Raw genomic sequence first — 26,998 nt, forward strand, 5'->3', positions numbered from 1 at the left:
TACTCCTATTTCACAAATTTTTTGATCAAATTGACCAGTAAAAACAAACTGACGAAAATAATTGTTATACTAGCACTAGCTGGCGTCTCTGCATAGTATGAAATATACAATCCAGCAAGCATACCAAAGAAGCCAATGGCATTTGCTAGCAAAATAACCGATTTAAAGTTTTTCCCAATCCGCAGAGCAATACTGGCCGGTAAGACCATAATGGTCGAAACCAGCAAAGCTCCCGCAGCCGGAATCATGAGAGCGATCGCAACACCCGTCACGATATTAAAGAGAATAGACATGGTCCGTACCGGTAGCCCATCCACGAAAGCCGTATCCTCATCAAAGGTCAAGATGTACATCGGTCGAATAAAGAGGAAGGTCAAGACGAGTACCACAGCAGCAATGACAAACAGAGAAATCACCTGCTCCGTACTAATCGTCACAATTGAGCCAAATAGATACTGATCCAGACTCATCGAGCTAGAACTCTTGCCCTTACTCATAACAATCAAGGAAATAGCTAAGCCCGTAGACATGAGAATGGCTGTCCCGATTTCCATGAAATTCTTATAAATAGTCCGCAAGTACTCTAAAAAGATTGCCGCTATAACGACCATAATCACCGTTGTGAGAGTCGGTGACAAGCCAAGAACCAAGCCAAAAGCAACACCTGCTAGTGAAACGTGGCTAAGTGTATCACTCATAAGACTCTGTCGACGTAAAATTAAGAAGGTCCCTAATACTGGAGAGAAAAGGCTCATGGCGATAACAGCCAAAAAGGCTCGTTGCATAAAATCATAAGAAAATAGATTAAGCATGACTCACCTCCTGTCCATTGTCGCTTTCATGTACATTGAAACAGCGCCAAGGTGAATCCTGATTCCGAACCAAATGAATATTACGGTCAGCATATTTACGAACTTCTTCTGGATCATGCGTAATCATCAGAACTGCTTTCCCATGCTTATGAGCACTATGGTGCATGAGCTTGTAAAACTCATCTTTACTGCCTGCATCCATCCCTGTTGTCGGCTCATCTAGGACAAAAATATCCGGATCCGAAGCAAACATCCGAGCAATCACAGCTCTCTGCTTTTGCCCGCCAGAAAGAGAACCAATCCGCTTGTCCCGATGTTCCCACATCCCTACAGATTCAAGACTTACCTTGATGTGTTCCTCATCGTGCTCATTCAAACGACGAAACCAGCCTTTACGCGGATAACGACCTGATTTGACGAACTCATATACCGTACTAGGAAAACCTGCATTAAAACTAGCAATCTGCTGAGGTAGATAAGCAATCCGCAGCTTCTTTCCTTGAGCATTTGTCTTAGAAATCTTAACCTCCCCATTCTTAGGTCGTAAAATTCCCAAACTAGCCTTGATAAGTGTCGTCTTAGCAGCACCATTCTCCCCTGTCAGCGTAACAAACTCTCCACTATCCAAAAAATAATGAATATGCTCCAAAACAGGTTCTTTATCATAGTAGAAAGATAAATTTTCCACTGTTATATATCTCATTTCCCAATTTCTCCCACTAAGGCCTCCAAAAATTTTTCAATCGCTTGCTGTTCATCTTGAGAAAATCTATCCAATAAACTTTGATAAGTTTCCAAGGTATGAACATGGTGATGCTCATGTTCATCAGCAATTGGCTGTGCTAATTCAGTTAAGCGATAAAAAGTTACTCTAGCATCCTTCTTATCTTTAAAAGTCTCCAACATCCCTTGATTTATTAATGACTTAACAGCCTTCGTCACAGCGGCCTGACTTACATTCAATTTTTTAGCTAAATCAGAGTTGGTCAACATCTCCTCAGCTAACAACATCAAAATATGCTCTTGCGTATTGGTTAAAGCAACATTACTAGTGCATGAACCAACGAGAATCTCATGTTGATTCTCAGCCTTCAAAATAATCTCATTTAAAAAAGAATCAATTTTATAAGCTAACTGTGACATGATTTCCCTCCTCTTTTTACTTAACTGGTTAATGTTTCACTGGTTAATTATAACACAATTAAAAAAAGAATCAAATGAAAAGTTCAAACTAGAATCAAAAAATTAATACAAACTGAATCATTTACTTTAAAATCAACAAAATAAGCACTATAAGCTCAACCAAATTTGAACAATACCGACAGCGAAGTCACATCGGAACGTCCGTGAGGATACTGGATTTTAAGTCCTATTCTTGCTAAGTAGCACCATGTTGATTTAATAGACTTTTAGAACATTTGGTTTCGACTTTTTCATAGCAAGTCATTTGTCTATTTTAAATAATAACCTCTATACAAATCAGACAATGAGGAAGTAGGGCACACTAAATCAAACGTAATTTAATAAATTTTTTGTACTAAAAAAGGACTTAGCACTTTGCAATACAGAACTAAACCCTTTACTTAAATTAGTTGTCCAACATAATGCAATTATGACAAAATCAATCTTTTCTTAGTTCAATGACTTGATCATATCGACTTTCATTATCAATATGGTGAGCAATTTCTAACACCATCATCGGTAGTGAGAAAATCAAGTCTCGGACCATCTGGCTATTTTCTGCGTCAAGAGCTGCGGTTACCTCATCTGCTAATAAAATATCCTTTTTACGAAGAAGGAAGCGGGCTAGTTCAATCCGGACTCGTTGTCCGCCTGAAATATTTTCTCCGTTATTAGTGATGACAAAATCAAGCCCATCAGTTAGTTCATGGTCGAGTTTGACTTGCCTTAAAACAGTCTCTAATTCTTGATCTGAAAACTCTTGTCCCAAACTGAGATTGTAGCGAATAGCATCATTAAATAGGAAAGGATGCTGGCTGATAATACCTACCTGACGAACAAAGTGACTTGTTTTAACTCCATCCCTTGTTCGACAAGTAATCATTCCGGCATCCGGCTTTTCTTCTCCTGTGATCATTCGAAAGAGGGTTGATTTTCCACAGCCACTTGGCCCTTTGATAAGGACTTTCTCGCCTTGTCGAATAGATAGATTGAGATCGCAAATAATCTCTCTACCCTTATAAGATTTACTTAAATGAGAAATTTCCAAATTTTCTACTTGGAAGATTGAATAATTGCTCGATTCACTATCATCTACTTGGTTTAAAATTCCAAAAATCTTATCTGCTGTTGTTTTGGCTCCTTGCACTTCCGCCACATCATACATGATCTTTTGGATAGGTCCCACCAGCTGAGCGGCGGCAATATACATAGCAACTAGACTTGGAACTGAAACATGATGACCATGCATAGCAAGGAAGAATCCTAATACCAAAGGTAGCACTTGGCTAAGAAACACCATAAAACCATTACAGAAGAAAACAATATTATGGGTAAAAACAAACTTTTGAATAGCCCGTTGATAACGAAAATTGATATTCCAGACACGCTGAGAATTTTCGGATAAGGCCTGATTCATCCGCAAGGTCTGAGCACCTCGAATACTATCAGAGATTTGATTATGAACAGCTGTTCTTCCCTGAGACATTTCATTCCCTGAATTCTTCAGCTTATTATTCATCAAAAATTGCGGAATGGGACGTAAAATCGTAAAGAAAACAAAAATAGAACCCAATAAAACATTTTGAGCAATGATATAAATCGCAGTAATCAGCGCACCAAATCCCCAACATAAAATGGACATATAGCGGTCAAAAAAGTTATCGCCCAAAAATTCCATATCCTGTGTCAGCATGGTAATCTTTTCATCTTCACCATATTCTCTGTCTTCTATCAACTTCTCAAACAGTGCCGTCCGAATATTCATGTGAATCTCACGTCGAAAGACATTATTTGCATGATTACAAAATAACATCAGACTATACAAGACAAAATAGACTGAAAAACCAAAGAGGGCGAATTTCCAAATTGAAGAATAGGTTAGACTATTTTGATCTATGGATAATGCTTTAGCAACAATCAAGGGTTGCCCCAATGCGAGCCCCCCATTTGCCAGCGCTCCAATAATAGTTAGGTATTTTGTTTTTTTATCAAGATATTTAAAGATATGAATCATAAAGCACCCCTCAGAAATAGCCTCTCTATAATTAAAAAACATCAGTTGCAATTATTTACTACAATATCGGATTTTCTATTATCTCCTTCCCTAACTGTAACTGAATCACGTTTATACACATTGCATACCGTACTAATTGGATATTAAACCCCTTGTTCTTTGTGAAATATTTTACATAATCATTATACAACCATAGATAAGTTTTAGTCAATAAATATTGAAAGAATTTAACCTGTAAATAAAAAAGAGTCGCATTGTAAAATGAAGTGTAAAAAAAAAGATAAGTTCGTCTGATATACTAAAGTCGACAAACAAAGTATAAAGGAAAGATGAGCATGCCCACTAACTATTCTACCGCAAAACAGTCCTATCACCACCTTTCTGAAGTAGAAGGCGAGAAAATTGAAGCTTATGTCTCAGAAGGGTTGAAACCAGCTGAAATTGTGAGGATTTTGGGTAGAACTTTCTCGTGAGCTCAAATGTGGAACTGTTAAATAAGTCAAACTGGTCAATGGAAAAAAGTTTACTATGAATGGTATTTCTCAGAAACCTCTCAAATTCGGTATTCTAGGGACGGAAAAGGGATTTTATTATCTGAAGCTTGAGAAAGTGTCAGAAGCTTTCTTATCTTATTGCCATTTACTAAAGCGATGAAGGCTAAACCTAGAATCCATAGTATAGATATCCATTTCGAACATGCTTACTCATTCTACGAGCTCGGAACCAATGAGAACTTTAACGGCTTGCTCAGAGAATTTGTGCCTAAAGGTATATCACTACATGAACTAACTCAAAAAGAATACTCAAGCCATCAATAATAGACTAAGAAGAATACACAACTATACTATCAATCTGATAAAAAACTGTTTGAGCTAGTTCAAACAGCATAAGAACTACTGACTTACTCAGATGGATACTTTGTTGCACTCAACTTAACAAGTGGGGAAGTCAAAAAAGAGTATGGTACGCGGTAGAAGTTTTTAGAATGGACAATTCCAATATTCATGAAGAGAAACAGAGTCGAGAATAGAACGAAAAAAGACTGAACCATTTTTTTGCTCAGTCTTGACATATGATTCCTGATGATCCTGATCTTCCATCTCTAACTCTATATTGCTTTCTTGTTCTAGCGCTAAGTGCATAAGGTTGATCAATGTATATACAAACCTTATCACGGTTATATTCTGTAATTAAATCTGAAGCTGGTCGACATTCAAGTTGTACCTATTTTAATCGCAAAACTACCTTCTGAATAATACCGAGTAATTCATTCCAATACTTAACCGCAGGAGCTTCTCTCGCACGTTCACATCACGCTTCCAGCCAGATGTTTCAAAATTACGGAAATCATGAGAAATCACATAATGAAAAAGCGACAAAAACATCATTAGAAGGGCTCTTATGGAAAAATTACATTTTATCACAAACCTACTGGGAATTAAAGACTAGAACATCACTATCTTGATGCTGGAACGCGTAAAGAAATTATTACTAGGCTTAATTATCCTGCGTCTAAACTCCTTTACTGCACGGGACAAGTGATTAAATTTAACCTCCCGAAAGAATCAAAAATAACTTCCCTAGAATGTTTGGCCTCATTGGAGATCCTATTTCTTGTGTAAATCCTATCTTTCTAACTGTTTTTAATATATTTTTAAAAGATAAGGACAAGATCATGAATGCACTGTAACTGCCCTACTCAAATGCAAAACTAGAAATTACTAACAACCTCATCAAAGTCATCAAGAGAAATGCTTTTGGCTTCCGGAAATTTGAAAACTCTAAAACTAAAATCCTCATTGCTTTGAACATCAAAAAAGAGAGAACCAATTTGGTCCTCCCCAGCTTATAGCATTTCATTAACTCACTACAGTTGATAAAGAGTCCTTTTCTTCAATCTGAAATATGTTTATTCTAGCGTTTTTTACCATTAGCATCAACATAGTATTGGCCAATCCATTTGTTCATCGCCATTATCCCATTTCTTTCAAGATAATAGTCACCAATCCACTCATTCCTTGCATATTTACCATCGGCCTTCAAATAGAAATAACCATTATATTTCTTATCAAAAATCCACTCTTTTTGCGCTCTGATTCCGTTAGCCTTCAGATAATAATCGCCACTCCACTCATTCCTTGCATATTTACCATCTGTCTTCAAATAGAAATAACCATTATATTTCTTGTCAAAAATCCACTCTTTTTGCGCTCTGATTCCATTAGCTTTCAGATAATAATCGCCACTCCACTCATTTCTTGCATATTTACCATCTGTCTTCAAATAGAAATAACTATTATATTTCTTGTCAAAAATCCACTCTTTTTGGGCCATTTGGCCACCTTGTTTTAGATAGTAATCTCCATGCCATTGGTTTTCAATGTACTCACCTTTTGCATTTAGATAAAACCAACTGCCATATTTTTTATCAAAGAGCCACTTAGATTTGACTAACTCACCATTTGCATCATAATAGTTTTTACCAACCCATTTGTCTCGGTGAATAGGAGTCGGATTGCGTTTAATACTATTTCCTTTTTCCACAACAGTAAAAGTAGCATCAGTAAGATCAAAAATAATTTTATCAAGGGTAAAAAAGTATTTTTCTACTGTATAAGTACCAATAGGTAAATCCCAAGTAGGTACATGGAAAATATAATTTCCGTTACTATCTAAAGTAGCCGCTGAAATATCTCTTGAAAAAGAAGATTGTGTGTTTTTTAAGCTTAGTATAGAGAGCCCCCTTCTTTTGTATGGTGTAACAGTGTAAGTCAGCATATCACCTCGCTTAATCTGACTATGATCGGCAAACACTCCCACTTGTGTGTTCGCAGCCATCCTTGGCTGAACCATTTTCTCAGGCTTGGTGCCATTGACAGTGACAACTGTCCGCTTGTCCAAGGGATACAGGATTTCCCTATCTATAGTAATAGATTTGCCAGCTTTATCTTCATATTCAATATTTTTCAAGTAATAGACAGCCGCATCTTCCGAAACGGTATAATAAATGATAGCATTCCCATTGTCATCAAAATGCTTAGGATATGAAGAAAGGAGCGTTTCTACAGCCCCATTCATAAGACGTAGGTACCTAATCCCACTAATATTCTTATCTGCAATCTTTAACGTATATTTAACAATATCCCCTTTTTTAACATTTCTTTTATTAACCGCAACATCCACTTTTTGGCCGGTATTTATTACTGGATTTTGTTCTATTTCACGACTAGCGCCCTTATTTAACACACCAACTCGTTGATCAAGCAAGTCCCGTCTTGTAAGTTTGACTGACTCGTTATTTATGTCGTAAAAATACAAGGAATACGGTCTCCAATCCCCTGCATTCGAACCAACAAAAATGACTTCAAAAGTTCTATTATTAATTTTTTTGATATTTGCTTTTGAAGAAACTTCATCAACCGCACCTGTATGAGCATCGAATGCTTGTGCTGAAGTTAAACGAGACATCTCTGTCTTCGTCTTTATTGTGTAAACGACATTACCAAACTTGTTCATGCCGGTAATAGATTCTATATATTTAATCGCCTTCTTTGTTCGTGTAACAACTTCAGATGGCTTAGTTTTTGTATCAGAAGAAGAGCCCGGATTAAACTGTCTATCAGCTTCTATCATAGAAGCTTTTCTTCTAATACTAACCCCTTTCTCTACAATACGAACACTTGCATCACTCAATTCAAAATCTTCATCCTTTGTTCGCCAACCAATCTCAGGAGAATCAATCGTATAGGTCCCAGTAGGAAGATCTGCTGTAGAAATATGAAATAGTGGATTGCCGTTGCTATCAACACTTGTTTGACTAAATCTTTTTTTCAAACCTGACTGGCTGTTTTTTAGATGCAAGAAATAAGAAACTTCACCCTTATTAACTTTGGCTGTGTAGATGATGGGGGTGCCTCTCAGAGCCTGAATATAGTTTACATAGTATCCAATTTTCTTAGTCCCGAGTTTTGGTTCAACAGTCGGCTCAGGCTTGGCACCACCGATAGCAAATGAGGTCTTATTATCTTGGTATGAAAAGTTGGGGTATTTAACACTTTGAGTTTCCCCTCCTTTCTTATACCATATTCCATGCAATCGATAATTTCCATGATCTAATTTGGTTGTATCTACTTTATAGTAAATGACTGTATTCCCATTATCATCTAGAGAACGAGTTCCATAGCCGGGTGTATAGCTATGAATCTTCCCAGTTCGATCATTTATTAGTTCGATCGTAAAAACATCTGAATAAGTTTCTCCCGCAACCTTTATGGTGTATTTAATAATATCAGTATTAATTGCAGAGCTTTTATTCATTGCAACGATAATCTGTTTTCCATTTTTTAGAGTAAGATTTTGATCTACTTCTCTTGTTGCACCTTTGATCAATATGCTAACTCTTTGATCTAACAAATCTTTTCTATTTAATTTTACAATTCCATCCTCCGTAGCCAATTGCATAGAAAATGGACGCCAATCCCCTTTTAAGGGAGATAACAATCGAGCTTCAAAGGTTCGGTTATTAATTTTTTCAATAGATTTTGATTCATGAATATCACCTGTAGAAGCATTAAAGGCCTCAAAAGAAAGCTCGGTAACATCTTCCTTAGTACGGATAGTATAAACAGCGTTATTATATTTATATTCTCCTTTAATGGACTCAATATATTGTTTAGATTTTTCTGTACGAGGCACTGCAGTCGCTGTTGTTCCAACTGATCGAAGCGCTCGAACTTTTGGCTTTTCCTCAGAAATGGTAGCTTCTAAATGTTTTTTACTATCAGTTGTCACAGCCGAAGAATCTGAAACTTGTTCTTCTATTTTTTATGTTCATTCACTTCATCAGAAGCTGGACTACTTTCTGCTTGAACTGATGTTTTTTCTAGAGTAGCCGCTTCACCACTCTGCGCAACCTTCGACTCATTATTAGATATACTGTCTTCAACAGTTGAGTTTGTTGTCGTTGAAAAAATCAATTCACTATTTCCCATAGATGTAATCTGAACTTCATCTGCCCATACTTTTTGAGCCAAGAAAGTACTGCAGAGAAGTATACTTGTAATGCTGACACCTGAAATTACCAATAATTTTCTATTCATAACAAAGTGGACCTCCGATAATTTCTTAAAAAGAATTGTCGCAATATTAGCTTTATTCTTGTAGTTTTAATTTTGAGAATCATATATCTACTCATATAACCATAACTTATAGCTATAAAAATTATGTTAACAATACTTAAAAAATTATATAATATGTTTAGTGCAAACTAACCTCTTCTTGGGGAGACATAAATATTTTATGCTACAGTATGAAATTTTATGCGTTTTGCTTAAGATATGCAACAATAAAAAATCAAATAATTATAACTGTTTGTTTTGAAACAAAGAAATTATCAAAAGAAGTTTTTGCACTAGGAAATAGTTCCCCGCTAGTATTGTCATTAATCTTTAATTGATTAACACCTACATCTTGCAATTGTTTTTTAGGGACTTCTACACTAGCAATATAGTCGCCCGCTACGATTGGTAGACTGGCTTTAGAATTCCCGTTGGAGAATGTTTGAGCTACAGTGTTGAAGTTATCTAGTTTATTGTAAAAAGATGCTAACGCAGTATGAGTAAAATCGGGATTAATAATGCTTTGATAGTGACCAATTTGCCCGTGGCTTTGTCCATTTTTAGCGCGAATAAAGTCAGCTTTTTCTGAATAAAATTGTTCAATCCCCATTAAGATCCCATTTGAATGGTTCCAAGCAAGGTTCTCTCCATAGCTTGTTCCGAGGTTCATATTATCTATTGGCTTCCCTTGAGCAATTGCCTCTGCTAAACGCTTCTGATCTTCTTTCATTTTTTGTTCTTGAAATTCTTTTAATGCTCGAGTATCAAAAGTACTTTTTCCATTTGGTCTGCTGTGGCTCATGAATATACTTGCTTCAACAGCCCTGAGTTGAGAGTTTTGTTCAAGACCTGTTGACCATTGGAGAGGAACATACCGATTAACCAGTCCCTCCCTATAAGCCTCTCTGCGAATCTCATTTAATCTATTGAGAATTTTCTCTTGACCTTCATTATAGAAGTTACCATATACTCCAACATAAACATTTCCTGTATTCGGATTAGAATATTCTTTTGAAGTTATTTTGATGGCATTAGAGTCGGAGAAATTCTTTATCCACTTACCATCATTACCTACATAGTATTTACCAATCCATTTATTGGTTGCCATTTTCCCATCTGCTTCAAGATAATAATCCCCTTGCCAAGTATTTCTAGCATATTTTCCGTCTGTCTTTAGATAAAAATAACTGCTGTATTTTTTATCAAAAATCCACTCTTTTTTCGCCATGGCGCCATTAGATTTTAGATAATAGTCCCCCCTCCATTCATTTCTCGCATAGACTCCATTTTCTTTAAGATAAAAATAACTATTATATTTTTTGTCAAAAATCCACTCTTTTTTCGCCATCGTTCCGTTAGCTTTGAGATAATAGTCGCCTTTCCATTCATTTTTAGTATATTCTCCATTTATTTTCAGATAGAAATAACTATTAATATTTTTGTCAAAAATCCACTCATTCTTAGCCATATAACCACCGCTTTTGAGGTAGTAATTCCCTTGCCACTTGTTTTCCACATACCTCCCTTCTTTATCAAGATAAAACCAGCTATTATATTGCTTATCAAAAATCCATTTAGATTTTACCATCTCGCCATTGGCATCGTAATAATTTCTGCCAACCCATCTTGAATAACCAGCAGTTTGGACAGGTACAGAAGATGTTGATTGTGAAAGACCTGTTTTCATCATATTTATCTCAGGAACGGTGGTATTTTGAAAAGAATTAAAAAAAGACTTAGTTGAAAAAGTTGTTTTAGAAGTAGGGACAATCATTTCTTCCTTCTTGTTAGAAACTTCAACTATTTTATAATCTTGCGAATCGCCTAACAAATTACTCTCTCTCTCCTGAACGGTGCCATCAGAAAGTGAAGTAATTGAAACAGAATCATTTTTTGAAGGAGTCTCATTTACCTTTACTTCCTGTGTAGTATTGTCAGAGAAAGACTTAGTTGAAAGCGTCCCATCTGTCGAAATCGCCTCATTTACCTCTTCTTTTTGTACAGTATTATCAGAAAGTAGCATAATTGAAAAAGACTCATCTGTTGAAATAGTCTCGTCCGCCTTTACTCTCTGTATAAAAGACATACTACAAAACAGTACGCTCACAATACTAACACTTGAGATGATAAAAGATTTTTTATTCATAATAAATTGAACCTCCAATAGTTTGTTGAAAAGAATTGTTACAAAGTTAGCTTTTGTTAATCTTTTAAGAAAACAGCTGAAAAAGAGTCTATTTTTTTTAATATCATTATTTAGATTATAATAGTATTCCTCTTTCAAGATAATTTTTGACCTTCATATTTATTGTCATATAAACTGAGCATTATACATGTGTACTAAATATACTTTTCTATCAACGCAGAAAAGACAAGAATCTCGTCAATTCCCTTACTATCTCGGAAAAGACTCTACATTTATTGTAAATTAAAAAAACGAGAAATCAACTAAATCCCGCCTTTTTAAAGTTTTTGTTCGCCTTTTAATTAGGCTTATGTTTCAATGCCTTGTATAAATATTGTAAATCTTCTAAGCTGTCTATTTCATAAACAGCATTTGCTGGGATATCTTGACGTATGATTTTCAACTTTGACAGTTGCTCTAAAACAATATTATCCCAGTATATTTCGCCATAATTTCCTTTTTCAAATCGCTTCTCAATCGCCTGCTGCAATAATTGACCATCCTCAGTATTCCAGTAGGATACGCCACATAAAATTGAACCTTCTCCATCTTCAATAGTTATATCAGTAACAACTTGATTTTTATCCGTATGAAGAACCCATTCTTGTTTAAAATGTGTCTTATAGGCAGAAAAATAAGTAGAATTCTCCAGATGATTTAATAAAAAATTATCATTAAAATAATTATCAGCATCAATAACATATGTATCTGCTAAATAATGCCTTGCAAGAAACATCGTATAGAAATTATTGTAAATATTATACTTATCGTTATATATAAGCGTCACTTGATATTTTTTTTTAAAAACTCAAATTTTTCTGCTAGATACCCCGTAATAACAATAATTTCTTCTACACCTCTCTCCCGTAAAAATCGGATCTGCCTTTCAATTAATGTTTCTTCCTCGATTTTAATCAATGATTTAGGAGTGTTTAAGGTGATAGGCTGAAGTCGCGTTCCCATACCAGCAGCTAAGATAATAGCTCTCATAATAACCTGCTTTCTATATTTATCTTATTTTCTTGAAATCAAAAAGGTCCCAATCACAATCATTATGCTACATACAATTAATTTAGTATCCCAATGTCCTTTGAGTAAGAAAATACTAAAAATAATAGCCCAAACAGAATAGGTCACATTCATTCCAGTTGCTTTTACGGGACCAATTGTGTCAATTGCTTGATAATAATACAAATAAGATGCTGTGCCAATCAGCGCTAGAACCACAATAATTAAAACAATGGGGCGGCTTATAACATTATAAATGTTAAACCAGCCGTGTCCGCTACAAATAATAAGAGCTAAATAAGCGATGCTGGAAGTAAACTGACGGATAAGTAATGCTTCATTAGGCTTAATAAGGTCATCTTTCATCCCATAAGCACAAATAACACTCTCTGCAGCCCAGCCGCTTGCACAAATACAAGCAGCTACAAATCCCCAAACCACTTGATTCTGTGGAGATTGTAGCTGCGAATATCCTAGAATAATGATAGCCAAAACAGATAACAGCAAGCCCAACCATCCCTTTAGAGTTAAATAATCTTTTAGAAAGAGGCTTCCTAATGTTGCAGCAACAACAGGATATAAGGCAGAAATACTAGCTGTATAACCTGCTCCGATTGTATCAATAGCAAATAGATATGCCTGCATACCAATTGGTCCTCCAAATAATGCGGCAAGTACGATAACTCCAGCGCTTCTTGTATAAATTTTTGATAAAGTAATTCGCAAATCACCTGTGATAATTTGCATCAATATTAGCCATAGTGTTGAAAAGAAATCATGAAAAAAAGCTAATAGTAATGAAGCAATAACAAGGCGTTTATCAATCAAGGAAAAGGGGACTGCCAGAAGAACCCAACCATTTATAGCTGTATCTGCCCCCCATAATACTCCCGATAATAAGCCGCTAAAAAGGCCTTTATAATAAGATTTCATAATCAGTTCCTCTTATTTCTTGGTATGCAGCCATATTTTGTTTGGCTCGCTCTAAACGATCTCTGCCATAAGTACCAAAATTGTCCCCTCTACTTTCTTTAAAAATCGTCCAAATGGTCCAGACAAAGTCAGAGCAAATTTTATAAGCAAGCATTTTCAATTCCAAAAAAGGAGGGTAGCTTTCTTCAAAGCGGTAATAAGTTTCTAATAAACGTTGTTCTTGCTCTTTTGAAAAATTACATTCAATACTATGATCAGCTAGATCCCAAACAGGATCATTCATTCCAGAATATTCCCAATCTATTAAAAAAAAGGTCCCTTGATTGTTTTTTACAAAATTCTCAGGTACAGTATCAATGTGACAAGGCTTTCTCTCAACACCCATTTTGATTAAATCTTTCTCTAAAGAGAAAACCAGCGGACGCAAAGTTTGGTAACCCTCATAATAAGCCGCACCTACTTCATTTGCAAGCTGTTCATATTTTTCAATTTCTCGAAAAACGTTAAATTCGTTGGCAAATTCTAAACCAGAAGTATGGAGTTTTCGTAAAAAATTAGTTGTGAATTCCATATTTTTGGGATAAGCAGCAGTAACTGAATTAAGAGTTTCTGCTTTTTCTATAAATTGACTAATTTTTGCCCCTGTAGTAGCATCAAAATAGAGTGTTTCAACATTGAGTCCCAAAATTTGAGCAATCGTGCTATTTTCTTTTTCTAATGCGCGATTAATAAAACGCTCCGTTCCATTCCCAGGCATACGAATAATAAAAGAACTCCCGCCGAAAACAACCTTATAATTCTTATTTGTCATGCCACCAGCGCTTTCAAGTAGCTCAATATCTTCATCTTGAATATTCAGATTCTTTTTAATGAATGTGCGTACGGATTCTAATTCTAATTGTTTTTCTTTTTGAATAATACGCGGGTATATTATTTCAGTGATAGACTTTATCTGTGCCTTTTCATCAACCTCCCCCCAAAGGAAATCATCTACCCAAACATATCCTAGACGATAATCTCTGGCAACATCCATCATAATATACTCATAATTGACAAACAGATTTTCATTTGTAGAAAAAATTTCCAACATTTTTTGAAAAAAAGGAAATGAAATTTTAGATAAACCAATAATTTCACCATCAATACGATTAAATTGGTGAATGTCTTTGCTCATTTTATAAATATAACCATCATGGATTTCCACCATGGCTTCATCATAAGTTTCACGAACGCTAGTGATTAAGACACTGCTACTGTCTTCAGATAGAATAAGCTGCTTTAGTCCACGTTCTTCAAAGAGTAAATCACCTTCTATGAGTAAAAAATCACCTTTTATCCAAGGTTTTGCAGTTGCTAAAGATGCCATTGTTCCTGTATGCTTATATTGCTCGTTTACAACAATATGTACTTGAGGATACTGAATTTCAATCGGTGCAAGTAATTCTTTAGCAAATCCCGTAACAAGAATAATATTAGTAATATCAGCTGAAATCAGTAGCTGAATGCTTCGCTCCAAGATCGTTGTTTCATTATCTAATTTGAGTAAGCCTACAGGTATTTCAATTTGTCTGGCTTCCCCAGCTAGTAAAACAACAGCACTAGTAGGCTTTTTCTTATCATCGCTCAACAAAATCTTTTTTTGTTGTTCTTCTTTCAAAGAATCCACAAGGAGCTGTAATCCTGCTTCCGTTAAATGGTAAGAATTTTTCTGGCTCTTTTCAATGACTAAATAGTTCTCTGCTTCTAATAGTTTAATGATATTATTAATCTTCCCTAAAGAAAGCTTAGTTTTTTCAGCAATTTCTCTTTGTGATAAATATCTATTTTGATTAAATTCATATAAGACCGCCAGAATATCATGCATATATTTTACTCCTTTAGTTCATTTTTTGAACAAAAATATTGTACACAATTTTCTCAGCTTTGTCAATGACGATATGTTGATAGAATTTTCAGGTATTACCTCAATATAATAAACTTTAGAGCATATTTCACATCCATTTGTCATTTGATGTCGAACCGCTTATTGTGATTATAATTTTTATGGATCTTTTTTGATTTTTCTATCTGAAGAAGTCCGATTTTAATCGCTAAAATAATGGAAATCAGTAAAAATAGCTTGAATTTCAGATTTAAGTTCTTTATCAACCCTACCCAGTTGTTTCAGCTGATAATAGTAAGTTGAGCGAGCTAAACGTGCCGTTTCAAGAAGTAAATCTAGTAGAAATCCTCCTGAAACCATTTCTCTAACTGTCTCTGCCTTTCTCGCTGTAAGGCTTCGTCCCTTTCCTCTAACTTTTTTAAGTAGACCACCTCGGTACGTAGACGCTTATTCACCTCTTGAAGCCGCTCTAGTTCTGTCATTTCTTCTAGTTTTTTCTTTGGTTTACGTCCCACTTTAGCTGGCCTCCCTCTTGTTTTCTCAACAATAGTATACCCGTTTTTCTTGTATAGTGCTAGCCAATTAGGAAGAATCTCACAATTTGGGAGAGCATATTCGAGAGAAACTCTATCTTAAGAACGGCCTTCACGTAGGACTTTTTCAATGATTTCTTGTTTTAATTTTGGAGAATAGTATCGATTCTTTTCTTTTTTGTGATTTCTATTCCTCATGTAGCTAAGATTAGAAATGTTTATCCCAAATTTATTTGAGAGTTGATTTGAGCAATATCCTTGTTTTCTTAGTTCGTAGATCTGAACTTTATCCTCATAAGTTAATTTCATAATAAAACACCCCAAAAGTTAGACAGAAAAAATCTAACTTTTGGGGTGCAGGTCAGTGTCTCCAGTCTTTTTCTATTTATCAATCTCTTCTGAATAAATCTCTGGTATAAACTTTTTCTCTAACATCATCCAAAAATGAATCAAATCGGTTAGCAATAATGACTCGACTTTGCTCTTTGAATACCTGTAGATTATTGACAATTTTATTCCCAAAGAAAGTAACTCCATCTTCAAGCGTTGGTTCATAAATTATAATCGTCGCTCCTCTCGCCCTCAAACGTTTCATAACGCCCTGGATAGAAGATTGTCTGAAATTATCCGAATCGCTCTTCATCGTCAAACGATAAACACCTATAATAACTTCATTTTCCTTCGTAGGATCATAGGAATCATTTTCTGTATATGACCCAGCAAGTTCCAAAATCCTCTCAGCAATATAATCTTTTCTAGTTCGATTGCTTTTCACTATAGCGGTCATCATATCCTGTGGCACATCAGAATAGTTAGCCAACAGTTGCTTGGTATCTTTAGGAAGACAGTACCCTCCATATCCAAAAGATGGATTATTATAATGGGTACCTATCCGCGGATCGAGTCCAATACCATTAATAATCGCTTGAGTATCTAGTCCTTTTATTTCAGAATAGGTATCTAACTCATTAAAGTATGACACTCGTAAAGCGAGATAAGTATTAGCAAATAACTTAACCGCCTCAGCCTCTGTAAATCCCATATAAAGCGTGTCAATATCTTCCTTTAAAGCGCCTTCTTGAAGTAAACCAGCAAATTTCTCTGCTGCAACTACTAAGCGCTCATCATCCAAGTCTGTTCCCAAAATAATTCGGCTTGGATAAAGATTGTCATACAAGGCTTTTGATTCACGCAAAAATTCAGGACTAAACAAAATATTCTGGCTTTGAAACTTTTCACGTACAGATTCTGTATAGCCAACCGGAACCGTGCTTTTAATGACCATAATAGCTTGTGGATTACAGCTCAGCACTTGCTCAATGACCGACTCTACAGCAGAGGTATCAAAAAAGTTCTTCTTTGGATCATAATTAGTCGGTGCAGCAATCACAACAAAATCTGCCGTTTGATAAGCATATATGCCATCCAAAGTCGCTGTCAAATTTAGCTCTTTTTCTGCTAAATAACGCTCAATATACTCATCTTGAATCGGAGATTTTCTTTGATTAATCGCTTCTACTTTCTCAGGTAAGATATCTACCGCTACAACCTCATGGTGTTGTGCTAATAATACAGCAATAGATAAACCTACGTATCCTGTACCTGCTACTGCTATTCTCATGTTATTTTCCTTTAAATTCTCTTAAACTCAAAACACTTGTTATGCCATTTCAATCAAATAAATTGAAAAAATTTTTTATCTTACTTGCTATTCTCAATAAAATATTAGATATGCAATGAGACAGCTAAAATGCGATGTTAAAATTTCCATATTATATTTTCAACAACTCTCCATTTTAAAATACTTTAAGATTACATGGAATTACGATCTAGTCTTATTTATTATTTTTAGTTCTACAGGATTAACTACAGTACTTCCCGCTGGAACATCATGCAAAATCATAGCTCCTGCTCCTATCTTAGAATTAGCTCCGATTTCTACATTCCCTAGAATAAATGCGTGAGCCCCTATAAAGCAATTCTCATGTATAATAATTCGATCATCGGCATTTTTAATTCCCAATGTTACATGGTGTTGTATCGTTACATTATCTTCAATTATAGCATTGCTGCTTACTACAGTCCCTAAGCCTCGATGCTCAAAAGTTACATTTTCTCCAATTTTGGCTTTACGTGGACACTCAAAACCATATAAAACCCTAAGCAGGAAAACACCACCTTTAAATTTTCTACTCCAATTATAGATGAAATAAAATAATCTCATAAGCGCCTCTTTTCTGTATAGTAAATACACCCAAACATATTTATTTAGAATTTGCGTCATCCCAACAACCCTACTTTTGTTCGTGCATATCCTTATTTTTTATAAGCTTTAAAATAATGGTGACCCACCCTATCCTTTTCAGGAGGTAAAGTCATATAATCTCCATATTCATGTTTCAGGATTTTATCAAATTCCTTTGGAATTCTAAACTCATATTTCTCAAAAGGAACTAATATCGTCTCATCAAACCATTCACGAGGGAAGATATCTTTTTCTCCCCACGATAGCCAAATGACACAGCCAATAAATTTACTGTTGTTATAATCTTTAATACGAGCTAATTTCTCTAATTGATTTTGAAAATAGTCTTTTCCAATCAGTTTTGAGAACAGATAAAATGGATATTTGATGCACTTCCTAAAAACTGATGTGGTCGTTTCAATTGCGAAATATTTCCTAGTCGCTTGGTAGCAAAATGAGGATAATCGATCGCCTTTCATTCCAAATGAAATAGCTTCTTGCTTCGTATCTCCCAGACCATCATAAGGATAGATATCAATAAAGATGCCTAGCCCAAATGGTTCTTCATTTTCCATCTCAATACTATATCGCTGATCACTAATTCTAGTAATCATGTATGGATAATCTGGACACTCTTCACGATTAAATACTTTTAGGTGGGGATAATCAGCTAAATTTTCTTTTAGATATTGCAAAAGGGCATCGTAATCTGGACGCGGCATCATAATATCTACATCATCATCCCAAGGAATATAACCTTTGTGCCTTACTGCTCCAATCAAAGTCCCATAAATCAAAGCATAACGGAAATGTTGTTTTTCACAAATATTAGCGATTATGTGTAAAATTTCCAACGATACTTCTTGCATCTCTCGAGTAGTTAATTCTTTCATTTTGCTTCTTTCCTATAAAATCTCAATAACATTCTATTCTTGATAATAATTCTAAATCAGTGATGATTATCAAAATAGTTTTTTATAATAAGTGTTTGGTATTCTTGATTTTTCCTCTTCAAATTTATAAGTTAACTTGTGAAACGGTGTTTGGTTAACAATAGCCCGATAAATTTTCTCATCATATTCCTCAAACAGACGCAATTGTAAAATATGAGGAGTAGAGTTATTAAAGGGAATCACTTTATTCCAGCACTCAGGAAACTCTTCAATTGCTAATTGGAAGAAGTGATGAAAAATAAAATAATCAATGGCGCTATTATGTTTTCTCCAATAATCATAAAGCAAATCTTTTGTCATATTCAAGAGAGGATGGTTAGAATAGCTAGCAGTAATGAACCAATTAGAGATTGCTAAGACTTGACCATCTAGACCGGGTTTTAAATTTTGAAAAAGAAACAAATCAGAATCAAACATATATGAAGGAATGTCTGAACTCGAACAAAACACTGTCCCATCAATCCATGTACCTCCATATTTAGTAAGCAATTCTAACCTTAGTAAATCTGAAAAGTGCGCATTTGAAATAGACCCCTGCCTTGCTTTTTGTTTGATATAGTTTGGGAAAGTTATATATTGGTGATAATTTTCGTCTGTTAAAACTATAATTTCTCTATCTGAGAGATGTTCCTGCATCGATGCAATACACTTCTTAACTATATGAGGTGCAGAATCTAAACCTTGGAACCAGCAAATCCATACTTTATTTGAAGCTTCTTCATGCTGCTGATTATAGTTGAGTAGATACTGTTTCTCTTGCTCTAATTTTTTAATGGTCTTTTTATATTTTCTTCTCAATCTAGAAAGGATTACTTTGCTATTATTTAAACGAACAATCTCCAATGATTTTTTTGAAAAACCAACCAAAGGGAGAAGGACTAGCGTTCTAAAAAGTACCCTTGATTTAACTAGGTCTTTTAGAATATCTCTACCTTTTGTCTTTATCAATTTTGCAAAAACACTCATAAAACAATTCCTTTCCACAATGAAGATCAACAACCTTTTCTAGCAAGCAAAAATATTAACAGCTTCTTGTAAAATAGATTTTTCTCAGTAAGCACTTGGGCTATTCCTATTTTTTCCTAAAACTATTTTTAATTTTGTCTTCATCAAAATTCTCTCACATACGAATAGTGAGATTATTGCAGCTACAAAAGTAAAGAACAAAACCAATTGTGAAGACAGGCCTAATTTATTAAAAATTGCTTTATAAACATTTATAAATACTTCATTTAAGCAGAGATAAACGATAGAACCTTCTCCTATCTGTTTTACTAGCTTTATCACAAGTGTTTGATTCAAAAAACTATTGCTTAATTTGTACGCAAATACAATTACAGTCGTTCCAAATAGGAAAGCACTGAAAATAAACAGAAAAATATTGTGAAAAGTTCCTGTACGCATACTAACCAAGCCGTTGGTCAATATTAATGGTACAGCTAAGCAGCAAAGCAAAAGCAAAGACCAGCTATATTTATCAGATAAAAACTGTAAATAATGTTTTAATAGATAGCCATAAAAATAGAACAGCAGACCTATACTTGAAATTCCAAAAGCCCAAGGTAAAAAACCTTTATAATGAACCTCCATAAAGAAGCCAAACACCACAAAAGCCATCACTTGAATGGTAATTACATACAATTTTTTATTTTTCTGATGAATAGTTGCAAAGAGGAGACTACACCACAATAATGATGGCAAAAACCATAATGCACCTGCAATAGGCATATTATTCGTATTGTCCCATATAGCAGCAACTAATGGCTTTATAGCATGATTGAATGTTTTGGGTTTTAATTCTATAAACCACAAGATATAAGCTGGCACAAAGAAAACAGCATAAGGAATTAAAAATTTTTGAAATTTCCTTTTAACAGAAGTGAATGTTAATGGATTATTCTCCGATTTCACTAACAAGCCTGACAAAATAAAAAATAAGGGCATATGAAAAGAATAAATCAAAATCATTGGGATTTTGTCCACTGGGATGTGACCTAAAATCATTAAAATGATACCAAAGCCTTTGCAAATATCTATATAATCTAATCTAAAGGTTTGATTTTTTGTAGAAATATCACTCACTTCCATTAACAGTCCTCTTAACTTTTTAAAAATCTTTTCCTTACCTTTTCAATAAGGTTCCTAATATACTGGTTTTGAGTTTTCTGAAAATAACACAAGGAACAAACAGAGTAAACAACAGCCCCAATGCTAATCTGCACCAATAAGCTAACTGCTCTATTTGGGATATATTCTCCTACCACAAAAACAATAGTTGCCATAAACAAACCAAAAGTACAGAATAGGAGCGTTTTTGAAATATATTGCTTAATATCTAACTGTTTTCTAACATAGAATGCCTGAACAGCACATACAGTAAATTCTGCAACAGCAGTTCCTATAGCAGCTCCTAATGCTGCAAATTTGCTAATTAATAGAGCATTTGTTATTAAATTAATCACCGCTCCTGCAAAAATAGAAATAATATAGGGCACATCCAATCTCTTGGGAATCAGATATTGCATCCTAATAATATTAGCGAAAGCCACAAAGATAATAGATATCGATAGAGTCTGAATGAGACTGCCTGAAGCTATGAACTCATCCCCCCAGAATATAACCGCAAAATTATGAGCAACTGCAAATATTCCAAAAGACATGGCGCTGGTAAGCCACATTATGAATTCCATGGAAAGACCTATATAGTGTCTCTCGCGTTCCGTATCTCCTTTAATGGCAAGATTAGACATTTTCGGAAGCATTACAGTCCCAAAAGAAGCTATTATACTAATTGGAATGTTGATTGCACGTTCAGCATTTTCAAAGAAACCAACTTGTACTTTTGTAGTCAGCATTCCCAACATAATCTTATCCATATACTTATACAAACTAACTGCTATTGCTGGAATAAACAGGGTCAGTAATGGTGTAATGTGATTCTGCATACCTTTCCATGTCACAAGTTTAAAATTGACATATTGCTTGATATATGGCCATAAGATAAGTTGACTAATTAGGGAACCTGCAGCCATAATGAGGCAATACAGCCATGTATCCTGAGGTTGCTGAACAAAAATAAAAACACTTACTGTAGTTACAACCTTGATAATTAAATTAATTGTCACTGTCAGTTTAAATTTTTCTAATCCAAAAAAGAACCAACTGACATCAAAGAATGATGCCAATACCCATATCCCTTGGATAAAAGCTGGTAGAAAATCTTCTTTTACAAAAAAAGAAAATAAACATAATAAGCCACAACAGCAACAAAGGCGATAACACAATGAACTGATAATAACTCTGAAAATGTTTTAGTTAATTTTTGTTTATTATCACGAACCCCCGCTATTACTCGATTACCGTGATTAGCAATTCCAAGTAACGCGACTAATGAAAAATAGTAGGCAATAGCATAAGTATAAGAGTAAACTCCTATCCCCTTTGCTCCTAAAACACGAGCTACGTACGGGGAAGTAACCAAAGGAAGGATAATGTTTGCAACTTGATATATACTTTGGTAGGCAAAATTTTTCTTAACACTCGCCATTAATTAGTTATTTCCTTTCAATGTCTAGTAGCTTGCAGTATAAATGATAAATTTCCTTTGCATTTTTGTCCGAAGTGAAATTCTGCATCGCAAACTCTTGACCATTTTTTGCTTTCTCTTTCATTAAAGATTGATTTTCAATAATATAGTTCAGTTTTTCAGCCAAATCCACTTCGTCATTTGGATGAAAAGTCAATCCTGTATCTGCTGTTAGAATTTCTGCCGTCCCACCACTATTGCTACCGAGCACTATACAACCTGCTAACATTGCCTCTATGGTAACTCTGCCGAAGGCCTCGCATTTTGAAGCCATACAGAACACATCGTTCTTTCTATATACTTCATTCATATCATCGCATTGACCTAAAAGATTCACATGCTTTTCGATTCCGTAAGAACGAGCAAGATCTATCATCTGATTATATTGAGATGCTTGATAAGAGCCTGCTAAATTTAGTGTAATAAACTGATTGTACTCTGTTTTTAAACGAGCAGTCGCTCTGATAAGTAATCCTTGCCCTTTACCTGGACTAATACGACCAACACACAGGACACTAATGGGTCTTGATTTAAAAAGCTCTCTATCTGTATTTATAAACTTCTCAACATCTATACCATTGTAAATCAAGCTAAACTTGCTATTATCTATCTCACATTTATATTTATCATAGACAGCCTGCGAAATTGCAACAACAGCATCTGACTTATTTATCAATCGTAAGTACGCTGCTTTCCTCCAAAATCTCCGATTGAAATCTTCCTCCATGAATTCCCTGATATGCCAAACATGCTTCACTTTGGCATATTTAGCAGCGTACATGCCTATATAACTAACGGAAGTATTATCATGAACTATATCTATATGATTATCTTTCACGTATTTTGCAATTTTTCTGGCAGAAAATTTTAATACAAAATCTTTTACAGGCATTTTAATTTGCTCTATGAAACTTGGTTCTGCTAACATCATTCTGGAGTAAGCACAGCTTTGCAACTGAATAAAAGGAATCTGATTCTCCTCTAACAAAGAAACCCCATCTGCTGTTTTGGGTAGAGCCACATGGGCTTCAACGCCATACTTTCTCAACATAACAGCGAGGGAAACCAGACTCCTAAAAGCTCCTGCTGTCTTGTGTCCTGCATTTTCAATAAATAATACTTTCATTTCTCTCCTAAATAGCATCCAACTTATAATCTTTTTTATAGGCAAAAAAACTTATAAATATAATAGCTAATACAAATCTACTATCTGAAAATTGGAAGCGAACAAAAGAATATAATACTGAATATAATATGAGACAAAATACACTAAGCATTCTGGGATTATTAGTTCTTATGGCATTCCAGAAACTTTGCGCAGAAATGGTTCCATATAAGAAACTACCGACTAAGATACCTTCATAACGGAAATCCGTATATAAATTCCAAAACATAGAAACATAGGCATTTGCCGTAATTTTCGGACCAGGCCAAACCCATTGGACGTCCGTCAATTGAATCATATTATAAACAGCGTTTATATTGGTCGCATCCCATATTTTCAATACATTATTAAAAATATACTTAACAGGAAAAAGAAATCCCATAAAGGAAGTTTCACCATATCCCTGCAACCCTGCTTCTTGAACTTTCTTACTCCAAATTTCAAACATTCTAGGTGGAATAGCTAAATTTAAATAGATATTGGTTGACAAATCAACTCCGCGTGAAATAGTTGTGATGACAAGAACCAAACCAGCTACGATTATGATGCCAAACAACAAATATTTATACCTTTTCAACAATCTATTATTTTTGAAATTCGAAAAATGTTTGTTTCTGATAAATATCAAGCCAGCTATCAATATATATATAAACAACAGCAAGAAGCCGCTTCTGTTAGCTGTGGACATCATTTTAAACAGCAACATCAGAACTGTTATTATTATTAAGCGCTTATTTTTGGCCCCATAAAAAATATCTACTGCACAAATAGCTGGTAATGCAAAAGAAATCGGCTGTATAAATAATAAATTTATTGCATTTTCAATTGGGCTACTCATAACAGTGTAGTCGCCTGAGCGTAAAAACTGTTGTATATATCGTAAATTAAAACTTCCACCGTTTAAGAAAACTAGTATCAAATCTTTTAAGAAAAACAACATGCACATAATGGCGCAAAATATCAATACTTTATATCTAGGAACGACTACTTGATCTCTTAATGAAGTCCACTTTCCAAAGGTAAAGCGAATTTTAGAGCTCCGTTGAAAAATGTATCCTAAAGCATATGCAGCAACACCTATTACAATCCATTCTATCGTCTCATTCTGCGGATAATCCAACCTAGTTGTATTTGTGGAGAAAAACAAAACTACCATCCAAACAAAACAAAAAACAGAAAGAGGGTTAATAACCGTTCTCTCTTTCCTCATCGCTACTAGAGCAACAATAAAACAGAAGGCGATTCCTATCTGCACTAGTGACATCTATTTATCTCCATTATCTATATTTATAATCTTCCCAATAGCACAGCCAATCTAAAACTAATTTCTTGATTTAGTCGTCCAAAACTTAATCCCTTGTAAAAAGCCAGTTTAAATCGGTTTGTGAAACTTTTTTTATAATCTTTGGCTAAATTCAGTAAAACTTTCGAATCTTTGTCTAGGGATGATTGGTTCAAATTTATAAGTTCTTGACTAAATCTCTGCAAGTCAAAGAAGTCATTTGTTTGGAACATTGTATTTAAATTTCTTTTCACTTTTCCTAAAAAAGATGTATCAATTCCAAAAACATTATTTCCGTGTTGCCTATACTTCATATGACTATTAGAATCATAAAAGATTTTTCCACCAACTGCTAAACATACTGCGGAAACATAATAATCGTGCATTGGAATGTAATTGGGGATTGCTTTATGTTCAAAATAATTAGCAAACTCACTATTCAAAACTATGGTAGCTCCTTGAATCTGGCCAGCAATTAGTACTCTACTAAAAGTGAAGTTAGGAACATGTTTATACAAATGCTCTTCACTGTCTTCTAACTTTTCATTAACCAACATAGAGTTACTGCAGTAGAGAGCCGGACCAGCTTCTTGCTCAAGCATTCCAATGGCTACACTGAGTTTGTCTACATCCCACACATCATCTTGATCTGCGAACGCATAATAATCGTAAATTTTTTCACAATGGATTAATAAATGCATAAATGATTTTGCAGACCTCAAATTTTCTCCTGTATACCAGGAGACTCGAGAATCTTGACTGCTATATTTGTCCAATATTTTAATAGTTTCATCCTTGGAACCATCATCTCTTATCAACAAGTGAACGTCACAGTTTTCTTGATTTAAAATGCTATCAACTTGTTCTTGTAGAAACTTCTCGCCATTATAAGTTGACATCATTACAAGCACTGTTGCCATCTCTTCTCCTTTATGAATACCCTCTCATAGTCTTCAACTATCTTCTCCCACGTAAATGCATTCGCAATGCGCTGATTTGATTTTCTATCCAACTCTTCAATTTCTTCTGGGGACAACTCCTCTGCTTTTTCAAGCATACGAGCTAGTTCATCTTTTTCCCAGTATATAGCACTATCCTGACCTACTTCACGGTTAAAGCCGACATTCAATAAGAGATTTAACTTGGTAGATGCCAAAGCCTCCAAAAGAGATGGATTCGTCCCACCAACTTCGTGACCATGAAGATAGCCAAATGCATTTTCCCGAATGTACTTGAGCAATTCTTGGTCATAAACTGTCCCAACAAACTTAATCCTTGAATCTTTATCAAACTCTGTGTCTTTGAGCAACTGATTATAAAACTTGTTTTCTTCAACATTGGTAATCAGGACAAAATCTTTTTTAGAATGTGAGGCCATAAAACCCTTTATCATAGCTTCATAGTTGTTTTCTGGCACAAAGCGTCCAACAACTAAATAATACTCATTCTCAGCAATGCCTTTTTCCTTGTTCCATGATAGAACTTTATCATCGTTAGCAGACAGCTCAGACTTGCTTGTATCTGTTCCATAGGCAATATAAATTGTCTTTGGAGCATATTTCGTATAATTTTCTTTTATGTAAGATTCGATATTCTCGCTATCACAAACCAAAAGATCTGCATGCTTAACCATCAAAGCTTCAGAAATTTTCCAATACTTGCGTACCGGCAAACTCCACTTGGCTCGTAGCCATTCATGACCATCGGGATTGACAAGGAGTTTGCCCCCCAACTCTTTGATTTTCTTTTTGATAGTTCCGATAAAGGGTCCAATTCTACAGGCTAGAACGTAGAAAATTGGCTCACAATCTTGATTTTTATTTGCCAGCTCGATAGCCTTATTCAATGCAATAATATCGTAAATGATTGCTCGAGCCGGTCCAACATTAGGCACATCTATATTGTAACAGATAGCTCCATTATATTCAAAAACATCTTCTACAAAACCGGATTTAGCAGAATTTTCTCGCATACACGCAACGTAATATTGAATACTATTATCTCGTTGATAAGCGGTTAATTTATCAACAAAAGTTTCAAAACCACCATATTTTGCTGGGATCCCTTTTGAACCTATGATATAAACCGACTTCTTCATCTG

General features: G+C 34.8%; 22 protein-coding genes and 4 pseudogenes. 3 read left to right on the forward strand and 23 right to left on the reverse strand.

Translation table 11 applies throughout. From position 1 onward, the window contains the following. Positions 1-5 precede the first annotated feature (5 nt). The 4 genes from HMPREF9182_RS05105 to HMPREF9182_RS05120 all read right to left on the reverse strand — a co-directional run bounded on the left by HMPREF9182_RS05105 (position 6) and on the right by HMPREF9182_RS05120 (position 4,008). On the reverse strand, positions 6-812 hold the full coding sequence (locus tag HMPREF9182_RS05105) for a metal ABC transporter permease (RefSeq protein ID WP_009443412.1): 807 nt from the start codon (positions 810-812) through the stop codon (positions 6-8). After that, positions 805-1,515, reverse strand: coding sequence for a metal ABC transporter ATP-binding protein (locus HMPREF9182_RS05110; RefSeq protein ID WP_009443467.1), 711 nt, complete (start codon positions 1,513-1,515; stop codon positions 805-807). The genes HMPREF9182_RS05105 and HMPREF9182_RS05110 overlap by 8 nt, the downstream gene beginning before the upstream one ends. Beyond that, positions 1,512-1,955: a zinc-dependent MarR family transcriptional regulator gene (locus HMPREF9182_RS05115; RefSeq protein WP_009754487.1), complete on the reverse strand. Its 444-nt coding sequence runs from the start codon at positions 1,953-1,955 to the stop codon at positions 1,512-1,514. The genes HMPREF9182_RS05110 and HMPREF9182_RS05115 overlap by 4 nt, the downstream gene beginning before the upstream one ends. Before the next feature lie 478 nt (positions 1,956-2,433). Continuing rightward, complete coding sequence (locus HMPREF9182_RS05120) at positions 2,434-4,008, reverse strand: ATP-binding cassette domain-containing protein (RefSeq protein WP_009443696.1); 1,575 nt, start codon at positions 4,006-4,008, stop codon at positions 2,434-2,436. 686 nt (positions 4,009-4,694) lie between these two features. Between HMPREF9182_RS05120 and HMPREF9182_RS11155 the strand changes: the two are divergent. The 3 pseudogenes from HMPREF9182_RS11155 to HMPREF9182_RS09980 all read left to right on the forward strand — a co-directional run. Further along, a pseudogene (locus HMPREF9182_RS11155) lies at positions 4,695-4,898 on the forward strand (IS30 family transposase); the annotation flags it as partial. A gap of 511 nt (positions 4,899-5,409) precedes the next feature. Beyond that, a pseudogene (locus tag HMPREF9182_RS11160) lies at positions 5,410-5,597 on the forward strand (ISL3 family transposase); the annotation flags it as partial. Next, positions 5,597-5,860 (forward strand): annotated as a pseudogene (locus HMPREF9182_RS09980) (transposase); the annotation flags it as partial. The pseudogenes HMPREF9182_RS11160 and HMPREF9182_RS09980, both read left to right, overlap by 1 nt. Positions 5,861-5,922: 62 nt before the next feature. Here HMPREF9182_RS09980 and HMPREF9182_RS09605 read toward each other — a convergent pair. From HMPREF9182_RS09605 to cps2T, 19 genes and pseudogenes are all read right to left on the reverse strand, one after another. After that, positions 5,923-8,799: a hypothetical protein gene (locus HMPREF9182_RS09605; RefSeq protein WP_009443248.1), complete on the reverse strand. Its 2,877-nt coding sequence runs from the start codon at positions 8,797-8,799 to the stop codon at positions 5,923-5,925. Positions 8,800-8,825: 26 nt separating this feature from the next. After that, positions 8,826-9,107: a hypothetical protein gene (locus HMPREF9182_RS05135; protein ID WP_009754594.1), complete on the reverse strand. Its 282-nt coding sequence runs from the start codon at positions 9,105-9,107 to the stop codon at positions 8,826-8,828. 253 nt (positions 9,108-9,360) lie between these two features. Further along, a complete protein-coding gene (locus HMPREF9182_RS09610; RefSeq protein ID WP_009443338.1) occupies positions 9,361-11,271 on the reverse strand; it encodes a CAP domain-containing protein in 1,911 nt (636 codons plus the stop codon). A 337-nt stretch (positions 11,272-11,608) separates the two neighbouring features. Beyond that, the gene (locus HMPREF9182_RS10935; RefSeq protein WP_255263263.1) at positions 11,609-12,046 is read right to left on the reverse strand and encodes a hypothetical protein; all 438 of its coding nucleotides are present in this window, start codon (positions 12,044-12,046) and stop codon (positions 11,609-11,611) included. Between the two features lie 47 nt (positions 12,047-12,093). Next, positions 12,094-12,300 (reverse strand): sugar phosphate nucleotidyltransferase, encoded by a 207-nt coding sequence (locus tag HMPREF9182_RS10940; RefSeq protein WP_009443521.1) that lies wholly within the window; start codon positions 12,298-12,300, stop codon positions 12,094-12,096. Between the two features lie 24 nt (positions 12,301-12,324). Then, positions 12,325-13,251 carry a DMT family transporter gene (locus tag HMPREF9182_RS05150; protein WP_009443962.1) on the reverse strand — a complete coding sequence of 309 codons (927 nt, stop codon included), beginning with the start codon at positions 13,249-13,251 and terminating at the stop codon, positions 12,325-12,327. Further along, positions 13,235-15,115, reverse strand: coding sequence for a phosphocholine cytidylyltransferase/choline kinase family protein (locus tag HMPREF9182_RS05155; RefSeq protein ID WP_009754960.1), 1,881 nt, complete (start codon positions 15,113-15,115; stop codon positions 13,235-13,237). Before HMPREF9182_RS05155 ends, HMPREF9182_RS05150 begins: the two co-directional genes overlap by 17 nt. Before the next feature lie 240 nt (positions 15,116-15,355). After that, positions 15,356-15,975: pseudogene (locus HMPREF9182_RS10505) on the reverse strand (IS3 family transposase); the annotation flags it as partial. Between the two features lie 79 nt (positions 15,976-16,054). Next, on the reverse strand, positions 16,055-17,287 hold the full coding sequence (locus tag HMPREF9182_RS05165) for a nucleotide sugar dehydrogenase (protein WP_009754588.1): 1,233 nt from the start codon (positions 17,285-17,287) through the stop codon (positions 16,055-16,057). 201 nt (positions 17,288-17,488) lie between these two features. Beyond that, positions 17,489-17,890 carry a serine O-acetyltransferase gene (locus tag HMPREF9182_RS05170; protein WP_009754961.1) on the reverse strand — a complete coding sequence of 134 codons (402 nt, stop codon included), beginning with the start codon at positions 17,888-17,890 and terminating at the stop codon, positions 17,489-17,491. Between the two features lie 92 nt (positions 17,891-17,982). Further along, positions 17,983-18,804, reverse strand: a complete 822-nt coding sequence (locus HMPREF9182_RS05175; RefSeq protein WP_009443928.1) for a LicD family protein — start codon at positions 18,802-18,804, stop codon at positions 17,983-17,985. Between the two features lie 69 nt (positions 18,805-18,873). Beyond that, positions 18,874-19,830, reverse strand: coding sequence for a capsular polysaccharide synthesis protein (locus HMPREF9182_RS05180; protein ID WP_009754235.1), 957 nt, complete (start codon positions 19,828-19,830; stop codon positions 18,874-18,876). Between the two features lie 84 nt (positions 19,831-19,914). Further along, positions 19,915-20,952 carry an acyltransferase family protein gene (locus tag HMPREF9182_RS05185; protein ID WP_009443239.1) on the reverse strand — a complete coding sequence of 346 codons (1,038 nt, stop codon included), beginning with the start codon at positions 20,950-20,952 and terminating at the stop codon, positions 19,915-19,917. A gap of 11 nt (positions 20,953-20,963) precedes the next feature. Further along, a complete protein-coding gene (locus HMPREF9182_RS05190) occupies positions 20,964-22,049 on the reverse strand; it encodes an oligosaccharide flippase family protein (protein WP_009443520.1) in 1,086 nt (361 codons plus the stop codon). A 41-nt stretch (positions 22,050-22,090) separates the two neighbouring features. Continuing rightward, the gene (locus HMPREF9182_RS10815; protein ID WP_009754341.1) at positions 22,091-22,411 is read right to left on the reverse strand and encodes an oligosaccharide flippase family protein; all 321 of its coding nucleotides are present in this window, start codon (positions 22,409-22,411) and stop codon (positions 22,091-22,093) included. Between the two features lie 7 nt (positions 22,412-22,418). After that, a complete protein-coding gene (locus HMPREF9182_RS05200; protein WP_009443769.1) occupies positions 22,419-23,576 on the reverse strand; it encodes a glycosyltransferase family 4 protein in 1,158 nt (385 codons plus the stop codon). A gap of 7 nt (positions 23,577-23,583) precedes the next feature. Continuing rightward, complete coding sequence (locus HMPREF9182_RS05205) at positions 23,584-24,879, reverse strand: O-antigen polymerase (RefSeq protein ID WP_009754476.1); 1,296 nt, start codon at positions 24,877-24,879, stop codon at positions 23,584-23,586. A gap of 23 nt (positions 24,880-24,902) precedes the next feature. Then, positions 24,903-25,817, reverse strand: coding sequence for a glycosyltransferase (locus HMPREF9182_RS05210; protein WP_009755047.1), 915 nt, complete (start codon positions 25,815-25,817; stop codon positions 24,903-24,905). Continuing rightward, complete coding sequence (gene cps2T / locus HMPREF9182_RS05215) at positions 25,799-26,995, reverse strand: beta 1-4 rhamnosyltransferase Cps2T (protein WP_009754401.1); 1,197 nt, start codon at positions 26,993-26,995, stop codon at positions 25,799-25,801. Before cps2T ends, HMPREF9182_RS05210 begins: the two co-directional genes overlap by 19 nt. Positions 26,996-26,998: the final 3 nt, after the last annotated feature.

Origin of the sequence: Streptococcus sp. oral taxon 056 str. F0418, assembly GCF_000220065.1 — a bacterium.
GTDB lineage: Bacteria > Bacillota > Bacilli > Lactobacillales > Streptococcaceae > Streptococcus.